Here is an 11,842-nt window from a genome sequence, read left to right on the forward strand (position 1 = left end):
GTGTCCAGATACGAAACGAGCGAAATTTTTTCGAACTTCCGGATGTTAATCTTTGCCGGTTGTACTTGTTGTGACGAACCGGCAAAGATTCCCGTTATCGAACTGCCACGATCTTACGCGTGACCATGTCCATGGTCATGACCATGTCCGTGCGATTCGTCGCGTTCGAAGAGTTCGCTCAACGGATCGTCGTGCTCGTCTTTGATGAGCTTACGTCCGTCCGATATTTTCGCGAACAGGTAATACAGACCCGGAATCACGAAGACACCAATCAGCGTGCCCATCAACATACCGCCGACCGCCGTGGTACCGATGGTCTGGTTACCAATGGCACCAGGACCTGTCGCACGCACCAGCGGAATCAGACCAGCGATAAACGCGAACGAGGTCATCACGATCGGGCGGAAACGGAGCTTACCACCTTCGATGGCCGCATCCTTGATGCTCAGCCCTTCATGTCGTCGCTGAACGGCGAACTCGATAATCAGAATCGCGTTCTTACCTAACAGACCGACCAGCATCACGAGACCAATCTGACAATACACGTCGTTGGAGAGTCCCATGCCTTTGAGCATGAGGAACGAACCAAACAAACCGACCGGAAGCGAGACGATCACTGCCAATGGCAGCAGAAAGCTCTCGTACTGACCGACCAGCACCAGGTACACAAACATCACCACAATCGCGAAGATGTAGATTGCCGTGTTCCCCTTGCTCGCTTCGTCGTACGCCAAGCCCTGCCAGCCGATGTCGTACCCGTGAGGAAGCGTCTCTTTAGCAACTTCCTGAATGGCTGCGATGGCCTGACCACTACTAAACCCAGTCGCCGGTGCACCCTGAATGATGGCCGTCGTATAGAGGTTGTAGCGGTTGATTTCGTTCATCCCCTGCTTCTTCTCGATCTTCATGAACGCCGAGTATGGAACCATTTCCCCCTCGTCGTTCTTGACGAACATGTTCTCCAAATCCTCGGGATAACGCCGGAATTCGGGAGCAGCTTGAACGTAAACCTTGTAGAACTGGCCGAAGCGGATGAAGCCCTGTTCCCAGGTACTACCCACCACGATCGACAAGTTTTCCATCGCGTCCGAAATCGAGACACCTTTCTGCATCGCAACGTCGTTGTCGATGATGATCTCGTACTGCGGATAGTTACTGGCGAAGAAGGTAAACAGACCCTTCAACTCCTTCCGCTTTTCAAGCTCGGCCAGGAAGTTTTCGGTCACGGTACCGAAGGTTTCGTAGTCGCCACTGTTCGTCTTATCGAGCAAACAGAGCGAGAAACCACCGGCGGCACCAAAGCCCGGCACGGCTGGCGGCTCGAAGAACTCGAGCTTCACGTCCGAGATCTCGCGGCCCTTCTCTTCCAGTCGTTCGATCAACTCTTTCGAGGTCAGTTCTCGATCGGCCCAAGGCTTCAAGTTGATCAAACAAGTACCGGCGTTCGACCCTCGACCTTCGGTCAGAATTTCGTAACCAGCCAGCGAGGTCACCGAAGTGATCTCGTCAAACTCTTCACAGATGGCCTGCAGTTCGTGCGACTTCTTGTTGGTGTACTCGAGCGTCGAACCTGGCGGTGTCTGAATAATCCCGTAAATAACGCCCTGGTCTTCCAGAGGAATAAACCCAGACGGAAGCACCTGGTTGACCACCAAAATGCCGTAGCTAAACACACCAATCACCACCATCGTGACCAATCGCCGCGTCACAATGCGACTGACGATTGCCACGTAGGCTGAAATGGTCTTTTCCACCGCTTGATCGAAGTAGTAGATGAAAATCCCAAGTGGTCCACGGATCTTCTTCTCGCCAGGCTCTGCCCCTGAGAAAACCGATCGGAACGTGAAGATCATCAACACTGCCACGATGCCGGCAACGATCAGCGTGCGTTCGTGGGTCAATTCGACCTGCTCCGCGATCACCTCCTCGATCAGCTCGACATGCAGCAAAAAGTACACGCCGACGCCCACCGCCAGACCAAGCACGATCGACAGCAACAGCCGGGCAATATGCACCTGCTTGCCGGCCATCGCTTTCAAGCCGCGATTGGTCAAACCAACCAACCCCTTTTGCTTCTGGTAGCCATGCGGCTTCAAGATCATTGCGCACAGCACAGGGGTCAACGTCAACGCAACCACACCGGAAAGAACAATCGACATGGCCATCGTCAGCGCGAACTGTCGATAAAACACACCCACCGCACCTGGCATGAAGGTCACTGGAATGAACACCGAAGTCATCACCAGCGTGATCGCGATAATAGCACCGCTGATTTCACCGACCACTTCTTTAGTAGCCGCGTACGGTGATAAATGTTGCTCGTGCATCTTCGCGTGGACCGCTTCCACCACCACGATCGCGTCGTCGACCACCACACCGATCGCCAACACCAGGGCGAACAAGGTAATGAGGTTAATCGACATCCCGAACATGCTCATGAAGAAGAACGTCCCAATCAACGACACCGGCACTGCCAACGTCGGAATGAGCGTACTGCGGAAGTCGCCTAGAAAGAGGTACACCACAATCGAAACAAGGATGAACGCTTCAAACAGGGTGTGAAGCACCTTTTCAATCGACGCATCCAAAAAGTTCGACACGTCGTAGCTAATGGCGTAATCCATCCCCGGCGGGAACGATTCGGCCTTGATTTCTCGCAGTTTCTCTTTCACCGCCTCGATCACCTCAGCGGCGTTCGAACCGGGAATCTGCTTGAGCACAATCGATGCCGATGGATCGCCGTCGATGTCGGAATAAAGGTCGTAGAAAGAAGAACCCAGGTCGACTTTGGCGACATCCTTGATTCTTAAGATTTCGCCGTTGGGGTTTGCCCGCAGGATGATGTTCTCGTACTGCTCTGGTTTATTGAATCGCCCCACCCAAGTGAGCACGTATTCGATCGTTTGCGATGTGGTACCGGTTGCCTGGCCGAGTCGACCGGGAGAACCGATCATACTCTGCTCTTTCACCGCCTCCATCACGTCAGCGGACGAAACGTTGTAGGCTCGCATTCGATCGAGATCTAACTCGATACGCATGGCGTAGGCACGGTTACCCAGAATGGTCGCGCGGCCCACGCCTCGAATACGTTGAATTTCCGGCAGAACGTTAACGCTCACATAGTTGTACAGAAAGTTCTGATCGTGATTCGGATCTTTACTGTACACATTCACGTACATCAGCATGCTCGTCATGTTTTGCATAACGATGATGCCTTCGCGTTCCACGATCGGCGGCAGTTGGTTCTTCACCATCTGAATGCGGTTGTTCACATTTAACACCGCAATGTTCGGGTCGGTTCCCGGCTCGAACGTGATCATGATCGTCGCTTCACCAGCACTGGTGGCAGCTGACGTCATGTAACGCATGTCAGGCACACCGTTGATGGCTCGTTCCAGAATCACGAGCGTCGAGTCAACCAAAATCTTGGCACTCGCACCCGGGAACGAAACGGAAACCACCACACTCGGAGGCGCGACAGAAGGGAACTGAGAGATCGGCAAAGCCGTGATGGCCAGCCCACCCATGAATAGGATGAGCAGCGAAATCACAATAGCTAGCGCAGGGCGATGTAAGAATTTCGAAAACATGTGCTATTTCTCCCTATTCCGCGTGGTACTTGAGGTTGCCAAGAACTTCTTCGGGAGAACGAAATTCGTATTCGATCTTGTCGCCATCGCGCACCTGTCGAATACCTTCGAGGATAATCTTTTCCCCTGCTTTCAAACCGCCGGCGAGCACGAAGATGTCTTCCTGCTCGTTCCGAATATCGATTTCGCGTTGATGAACGACCCCTTCGTCATCAACCACAAACGCGTACCGCTTCGCCAGGATCTCGAACGTCGCCCGCTGTGGAATGACCACGGCACCTGGCAGCGTGCGATGGATCAGGATGGTCCCGGTCTGGCCGTTTCGCAGCAAACCACTGGGGTTCGGGAAGTCGGCACGGAAGGCGATGTTACCGGTCGTATTGTTGAAGTCGGCTTCGATCGCACCGATTTTCCCAGGTTGCGGAAAGATCTTGCCGTTAGCCAGCTTCAATTCGATTTGCAGATGTTCTTCGCTAGAGCCACTCGAACCGGCGGCGTCCAGATCCGCCTTGTATTCCAGGTAGCGAGATTCCGGCACGTTGAAGTAAACCCACATCAGGCTGTTGTCCGAGAAGGTCGTCAGGACGTCCCCTTCTTCGATCAAGCTACCCAGCTGCGTGTGCTGGCGGTCGACGATTCCGTCGAAAGGGGCCTTCACGTCGGTGAAGTTCAACTCCGCCTGGGCCAGGGCAACTTTGGCTTTCGCTTTGGCCAATTCGGCTTTCTTCAGAGCCAATTCCTGGGGCGAAACAATGCCTTTATCAGCCAGGTTCTGCGCGTTTTGCAGCTCGATTTCGGTCCGGTTGGCTTCCGCGATTTCCGAGTCCAAGCGTGCCTGGTAGAGGGTCGGGACGATCTTGAACATCAGATCCCCTTTCTTGACCGCCTGCCCTTCGTTAACGCGAATTTCTTCGAGATAACCACCCTCCAGGGCGCGGACCTCGATATGCTTGCAAGAATGGATCTGGCAGACGTATTGCTGCGTGGTGATCACATCTTTTTCGATGGGACTGGTCACCAAGATCTTGTGGGCATGATGCCCCGATCCACCGTGAGACTCTTCATGAGCCTCCGAGTGGGCCTCTTCGTGGCCGTGGGATTCCTCATGCGACTCGGCGGGAGAAGTGCAGCCCACGAGCGCAACGGAAGCCAGCGCCAACAAAATGGCTGCAGTGGCTGAGAATTTCATGTTGTTCTTACCGACCTCTGTAAAGCCAGGAAGACTGGCAAGGAGAGATTGAATATAGATCGGTGGGGTTGCATCTATTGTTCCCGAAGGAGCCCTTAGAGAAAACCCGACTCACGCCGATCCACACAGGTTTTGCTTGATTTACAGCCCATTGGGGGGTGTAAGAATCAATCCAGGATTTTACAACAAATCGCTGGGGCCTCGCTCTTAACGGGCCTGTAACAGCAATTTAAAGCTTCTCATCGCCAGCAGTTGTCCACCTTAGGGTTCGCTTCCGGTGCCTATCCATCGAAGATCACCCAGGCAGACGCTTCACGTTATACCGAAGGGTGAGAACGAATATTGGCGACCTTCGCCCCTTTCGAGCTGCCACAGTGGCAGAACGTTCGCAGGTCGTCTTGAGATGCGTTCGCTCCACCGACCCACTCGTTCGGGATTCGCAGCGGCGGCGTCCATGATGGCAGTGGCGACGCTTCGAAGGCAGGTACTGCCGACGTAGTTCCGAGAATTCTAGTTTTGCCTATGGAGTTGTCTATCAACTGCTTACTGAAGATGGTCTTCCCTGCGGCAAGCCGCTCGGCGGAAGACGACCCACACGACACTTCGTACGGAATGCTCGACGCGACTGCTGCAACCGAATGAGTAGCAGAGACCTAAGCGTTCTTAGCGGCTACGCCGAACGGGCATTCAGGCGAAACAGCTAGAATCCCGCCAGATCGCGAACGGCCGTCAGATAGCCGAGCGAGAAGCGATGATAACGCCCGGCTCGCAGCTCGCCGAACACCTTCGCGACCTGCCGACCAGTCGCTTTGATCTGATGCCGCGTTCGATAGTGCTCCGCAGCTTCGTCTAAATCGGTCAGGCGTTCAGCCAACACCGCAGTCAGTTCTGGAGCGTCAACGGTTTGCAGATGCTCTTTGACCTGGGCGAATTGTCGAGCCATTTTCTGCAGCCGCTCGACCTCACTGGACCTCGTGCCTGAAAGTCCTTTTGCCCGGAGCTTGCTCCCCAGCGGGCCCAAGCTGAGTGGAAACCCAGAAGGTCGACGCAACCCAATCTGCTGACTGGCGTGCACTCGGTAGTCGATCAGATCGTCATCGATCGCCACGCTCGGCATCCAGGCGCTCAGTACGATCGCCATCCAGGCATCGTGAACCCAGTCGCGAGGAATGGGACAAAACCCTTTCAAACAGTCACGACGGATCACCATCGCAGCGCCAGTGACCACGCATTGCTTGAGCAATCGCGGGAACAACTCGACGGCGGCAAGCTGCTTCCCTTCCGGCAAAAGTCGCGGCAACGAATCCCAGGCACGGAATCCGCGTGGCTCGCCAGCTTCGTCCACGATCCGGGCATTCGAGAACGCAAACCCCGCCTCCGGATGCTGATTCAACGCCTCGAGCATCCGTTCTACTTTGTCCTCTCGCCATCGGTCGTCTTGGTCGCAAAGAAAGATCACCGGGTGCGAACAGGCCTGCATCGCTTGCTCGAAGTTCGCTGTCGAACCAAGATTTTGCGGGTTGCGAATCCAACGCACGGTAAACGGAGCCTGGCGTTGGAAGTCGGCGACGATGTCGGCGGTCGCATCGGTTGAACCGTCGTCGCAAATGATCAGTTCGTCCGGAACGATCGTTTGCCGGGCAATACTTTCCAACTGAGTCGGCAAAAACCGCTCGCCGTTGTAGGTGCAGAGTGCGACAGAGGTGTGCAGACGGGGCCCGTTCATGCGGCGAAACCTCTGCCGAGAATCGTTGCCTGGAAACGCCTGCCAACAGAATCGCCCCAACCCGAGGAGCAATTTAGGACTTCGATCTCTTCAGCAACCTGCGACATCGCAAACATCTAAGACGGCGGAATGGATAGACAATCCCACATCGTAAGGTACGAATATTAAGATCCGCGCAGCAAACCGCGAATTCTTGATAGAGGGTTCTCCGCCAATCGACCTGAAACCAGCGATTTAAGACGAATGTGGCTTGTTGTGCGGCGGATCGTCATCTTGCAACATCCGCACGGCCGGGGTTTCCAGATCGTCGTATTGTCCCTGCTTCACCGACCAGATGAATCCCCAGACGGCCAGGCCAGCCAGCAGCAATGCGATGGGAAGGGCGATGAAAACGACGCTCATGACACGACCTTTTGCACCTGAAGGTTGACCGGCTGTTCCTTCGTGAGACGCTGACGGAACGCGCCACTCGATGCCGAGATTGCCAAGACCGACAAAGAACTTATCGGCATCAAGATGGCAGCCACGATCGGATTGATCAAGCCGCACATCGACAGCAAAACGGCGATTCCGTTATATCCCAGCGAAACGGCAAAGCTGCGTCGGATCGCTCGGACCGTCTTTCGCGAACCGGTGATGATCTCCAGAATTGGCAGTGTGCCTGGTCGATTCAGATAGACACTCGCCGCCTTCAAACTGACTTCCGCTCCCCCCTTCACCGCAATCCCGACCGAGGCCGCGGCCAGTGCGGCGCTGTCGTTCACGCCGTCTCCGACCATCACCACGGTTTGCGATGGGTTCGACTTCTGAATCTGACGCAGCTTGTCCTCTGGGGATAATCCCCCCAGGATCCGCTGCGGCGCGATCCCGATTGCTTGACCGATCCGCAATGCCGCTTGTTGATGATCGCCGGATAAGATGCCCACCGTCCAGCCTTGCTCTTCCAGCGAGGCAATTGTCTGCTTGGCATCGATACGGACACGATCTCCTAGCGAGCAGACCGCGGCCACCTCGGACTGGCGGGCAATCACCACGGCGGTGTCCCCTGCCTCGATCAAAACGGCTAGACGATGTTCAAGCGATTCGCCGATGAACAAGTTGGCCTCGGCAATCATTTGGCTCGAACCGACCGAGATTCGTTCGCCATCGATCCAACCCTGCACACCGATGCCGGGAAGAGTTTCGACATCGGTAACCCTGGTCGCTGAGATTCGCTCGTCGGCTGGAACTGCCAAATCGCGGACCAGGGCCTCAGCAATGGGATGCACGATCTGGCGTTCTAACGCTTCGATGGCTGGAGCGACCGTCGTATCGCCGAAGAACTCGATCAGATGCATTCGTCCTTCGGTTAACGTTCCGGTTTTGTCGAGCCAGATCACGCCAGGCCGGGCCAGGTACTCGAACACATCGCCCGATTTCACCAAGATTCCCTTCGCACCTGCACGTCCCTGGGCGATTGCCACCGTCAGTGGCGTTGCCAGTCCCAAAGCGCACGGGCACGCGACAATCAACAAAGCCATCGCGTGATTGATGGCGGCTTCAATGCCGAACGGGGCCCAACACACGATCGTGATCGCTGCCAAGGTCAGCACGATCGCCACGAAGTAACCGCCGATGCGGTTAGCGAACTGAACGATCGGAGCCTTGCCACGAACTCCCTCTTCGACCAGTTCTGCGATCTGACCGAGCCGAGTTTGTGCCCCGATCGACTGAGCTTGAACAATGATCGGTCCGGCGAGGTTGGTCGCCCCGCTCAGCACGCGATCACCGGTCGTCGTCGGGATTCCATTCGACTCGCCGGTAAGTATCGCCTGGTCGATCAGCGACGATCCATGCATGACAATCCCGTCTACCGGGATGACATCCCCAGCCCGTACATGGATCCAGTCGCTGACGCGAATCGCTTCGAGTGGAACGCATTCGGTCGCGGCGTTGACATTCGTTTCCAAAAGTCGCGTCACCGATCGAGGCAGCATCGATCGCAGCAACGAAATCTGCTGGATCGCTCGACGCTGTTGCACATATTGCAGATAACGCCCCACCAATAACAAAAACACCAGCACTGTTAGCGAGTCGAAGTAGATCTCGCCGCGCTGCAAAATGGTGTTCACGAACCCCATCGTCGCCCCGGCCGCCAAACCTAAAGCCACCGGCAGATCCATATGCGGAACTCCGGCTCGGACGGCTTGCCAGGCACCATGAAAGAAGACGCGTCCCGGCCAGACGAGGCAGACCATCGCCAGGCCTGCACTCGTCCAACGAAAGAGATGGAAGAATTCGCTGTCCATGCCGGTGAACAGCCCAAAGTACAACGCGACCGCAATCAGCATCGTGTTGCCGGCACATGCCCCAGCCACGGCCAGGCGGATCAACTGCCGGCGCGACTCTTGCCGCTGCAAAGCTTCCAGTTCATCTTCGACCACTGGATGAGGCGGATAGCCAAGTCGGTCAAGCGTTCGAGCGACCTCTGACAAAGCAATCGCATCAGGCTGCCAGTCGATCGTCGCGGTCGACGACGTCAAGTTCATCCGGGCCGACACCACGCCTGGCAGAAAGCGAGGCAGCTTCTCGATCGCGAACACGCAGCTCGCACAAACGACTCCGCCCAGAAGAAACTTAGTACGAACCAGCCCGTCGCCAATTGGCTGACAGTTGGCCTCCTGAAAGCTCTCATGATCGAGGAAGCCATAGTCGTGCCCGCTGAACAACGATGCGTCGTTTTCGCTACGTCGCTGCTGGATCGAATCGAACAGATCCTGATCCTCTTGCACGATGCGATAGGCAGTCTCGCAGCCATGGCAGCAGAACTGCTCGTCATATTCTTTCCGCACCAAGTGGCCCGGGACGGGCTGGCCGCAGTGGGTACAGGCCACCTGGTTTGAGAAAGACATCGCTTTGGTTTGGGCGGTGCTCATCGTCGTGCCTCAATCACACGCCGATTGGCAATGGCAACACGGGAGAGGCGTCTCGCTGGCCTTGTTGACAGCCTCGACCGTGTTGATTTGTCCGGCCAGGTCATGATCGATCGAATCGAAGACCGCATGCGCCCGTACCGAGATGGTGAAAAACCCGCTAACGATCAGCAGCAGTGCGGTGGCCGTTGGAATCCAACGCTTCCAGCGATCGGTCAGCCAGTGCACGCCAATTTCAAACAGCGAAAGCAGCGGCACGGTTCCCGCCCAGAACACCAGCATCACGCCAGCTCCATGGAGCGGATGCGAGGTTCCGAGGGCAATCAGCAGGAACGCATACAGCCAGCCACACGGCAGCAAAGCGGTCACGCCACCAATGGCAAACGACCGCGACATTCCTTGAAAACGCCCACTCACACGATACAGCCGCTGCACCAAATTTCCGAGATAAGTGGGCAGGCCAAAGTGAACCGATCCGACTTTCGACAGTCGCAGCAAAGCGATGAAGCCGTAGCCGATCATCGCAAATCCGGTGATCCATGCCGCCAGTCGCTGCCAACCCAGGAAGTCGCCTCCCAGATCAACCAGGGAACCTGCCGCCCCGGCGACCGTTCCCAGAACGACGTACGTGAGCAGTCGTCCGAGGTGGTAGCCCCCTAGCGAGACCAGCGACATCCATTTGCCCTGCGATTCGCCACGACTTGCAAGGATAGCGAACGGGCCGCACATGCCAACGCAGTGCCCGCTGCCGACCAGGCTGGCAGTGAGAATCACCAGAGCAATCGAAATCACCTCCATCGGCTACGACTCCTTGATTGCCGACGTCGCGTGAAGCTCGTCGTAATGTAGTGCCTTTTGATAATAGTCCGGCACGATGTCGTTAGAATGCGAATTGGTCGCGATGATCGCTGCCGTCACCGACATCACGATCTGCAGCACCAACAGGCCAACGATCATTCCCACCCACACCAGGTGCGACCACTGTTCTTTCCAAACTTCGTCGGAATCCTCAGCGGTCGGTTCTAGGGACCGAATATTCGACATTGGATACTCCGTTCGTCTTGGGTCTTTTCGCTAGTTATTTTGAGCGTGGCCGGAATCTTGCCGACCACGAAATCTTTCCGCTCCGCGATCACCACGAACGAGATCGTTTCCGAAGCTCCTGCGGCGATCGTGGTGGGGCCGTTTCCATCCAACTGCAGGATGTTCGGCTCGAGCACCATCTGAAATGTGTCCTCTTCTTCCAGACGATTCACCAGCTTCACCTGCAATCGATTTTCGATCTGGCCGGCATCATTCACCGAGTAAGGCAAGCCGAAACCACGTATGAGGGTCACATCGAACGACTTCTTATTGATGATGTTGTACGCCAGGATCGAAACGACGATCGCCAGCAGTGTGGGGTAGATGAAAACGCGTGGCCGCAGGAATCGCTGCACGCCCGTCTCGATCGCCTCTTGGCTCGAATAACGAATCAGGCCGGTCGGCTTGTTGATGCGGGTCATAATCTCGTCGCAGGCGTCGACGCACTGGGTGCAGTGGACACATTCCATTTGCAGCCCATCGCGAATGTCGATCCCGGTTGGACATGTTCGCACGCACAACTTGCAATCGATGCAGTCACCTTGCGGCTCTTCCACGATTGGCAACTCTTGCCCTTGCTTCCGCTTGCCGCGTGGTTCACCTCGGACGTGGTCGTATGCCACGATCAGCGAATTGCGATCGAGCAGCACCGATTGAAAGCGTCCGTAAGGGCAAGCAATCAGGCAAAGCTGCTCGCGGAAGAACACAAAGTCAAACATCATCAGGCCCGTCGTCAGAGCCATCACGATGAACGGTCCAGGATGCTCGAACGGCGACTGAGTCACCCATTGGCGAAGCCGATCGGTTCCAACGAAGTACGCCAGAAACGTATGGGCCAACGCCATCGACAGCACTAGGTACACTGCGTACATCGCCACCTTGCGATAGGCCGGCACGCTTTTGCTGGGAACGCCGCCGCGGCCGGAGGTTCCCATGAAGAACCGTTCGATCGGGCGATAAACGAACTCCAGGTAAACCGTCTGCGGGCAAGCCCATCCGCACCACACGCGTCCCAGCAGCGCCGTCAGCAGGAAGATGGTCAGAAAGACACTGATCATCAACAACGCCAACAGCAACGTATCGCTGGGTAAGAACGTGTAGCCGAAAATCGTGAACTGCCGTTCTGTGATATCGAGCAGCACGAGCGGCTTGTTATTCAGTCGCACATGCGGGATCGCCACGAAGATGGCAATCAACGCGAAGCCGACAATCCGACGAGCATGCCAATACTTCCCCAACGAAACTCGCGGGAAGAGCCAACGGCGCGAACCGTCCGACTCTAACGTGGAAAGCACATGCTCGTCAGGGGTTAACAGTTCGTCGCTCATGACTGGTTACCGAT

The 11,842-nt window shown here is 56.1% G+C and carries 8 protein-coding genes; all 8 read right to left on the reverse strand.

What is annotated here, in order from left to right; genetic code table 11:
* Window positions 1-113: 113 nt before the first annotated feature.
* The 8 genes from ABD890_RS20120 to ccoG all read right to left on the reverse strand — a co-directional run bounded on the left by ABD890_RS20120 (window position 114) and on the right by ccoG (window position 11,828).
* Complete coding sequence (locus tag ABD890_RS20120; RefSeq protein WP_345093931.1) at window positions 114-3,590, reverse strand: efflux RND transporter permease subunit; 3,477 nt, start codon at window positions 3,588-3,590, stop codon at window positions 114-116.
* A 13-nt stretch (window positions 3,591-3,603) separates the two neighbouring features.
* The gene (locus ABD890_RS20125) at window positions 3,604-4,779 is read right to left on the reverse strand and encodes an efflux RND transporter periplasmic adaptor subunit (RefSeq protein ID WP_345093933.1); all 1,176 of its coding nucleotides are present in this window, start codon (window positions 4,777-4,779) and stop codon (window positions 3,604-3,606) included.
* A 700-nt stretch (window positions 4,780-5,479) separates the two neighbouring features.
* Window positions 5,480-6,505 (reverse strand): glycosyltransferase family 2 protein, encoded by a 1,026-nt coding sequence (locus tag ABD890_RS20130; protein WP_345093935.1) that lies wholly within the window; start codon window positions 6,503-6,505, stop codon window positions 5,480-5,482.
* A gap of 234 nt (window positions 6,506-6,739) precedes the next feature.
* The gene (gene ccoS, locus ABD890_RS20135; RefSeq protein ID WP_345093937.1) at window positions 6,740-6,907 is read right to left on the reverse strand and encodes a cbb3-type cytochrome oxidase assembly protein CcoS; all 168 of its coding nucleotides are present in this window, start codon (window positions 6,905-6,907) and stop codon (window positions 6,740-6,742) included.
* Entirely contained in the window at window positions 6,904-9,420 is a 2,517-nt protein-coding gene (locus tag ABD890_RS20140) for a heavy metal translocating P-type ATPase (protein ID WP_345093939.1), read from the reverse strand. The genes ccoS and ABD890_RS20140 overlap by 4 nt, the downstream gene beginning before the upstream one ends.
* Window positions 9,421-9,429: 9 nt before the next feature.
* A complete protein-coding gene (locus tag ABD890_RS20145; protein WP_345093941.1) occupies window positions 9,430-10,215 on the reverse strand; it encodes a sulfite exporter TauE/SafE family protein in 786 nt (261 codons plus the stop codon).
* Between the two features lie 3 nt (window positions 10,216-10,218).
* On the reverse strand, window positions 10,219-10,461 hold the full coding sequence (locus tag ABD890_RS20150; protein WP_345093945.1) for a FixH family protein: 243 nt from the start codon (window positions 10,459-10,461) through the stop codon (window positions 10,219-10,221).
* Window positions 10,440-11,828, reverse strand: coding sequence for a cytochrome c oxidase accessory protein CcoG (gene ccoG / locus ABD890_RS20155; RefSeq protein ID WP_345093947.1), 1,389 nt, complete (start codon window positions 11,826-11,828; stop codon window positions 10,440-10,442). The genes ABD890_RS20150 and ccoG overlap by 22 nt, the downstream gene beginning before the upstream one ends.
* Between the last annotated feature and the right edge of the window lie 14 nt (window positions 11,829-11,842).

It is taken from the genome of Bremerella cremea, from assembly GCF_039541315.1.
In the GTDB taxonomy this organism is placed as follows: Bacteria; Planctomycetota; Planctomycetia; order Pirellulales; family Pirellulaceae; genus Bremerella; species Bremerella cremea.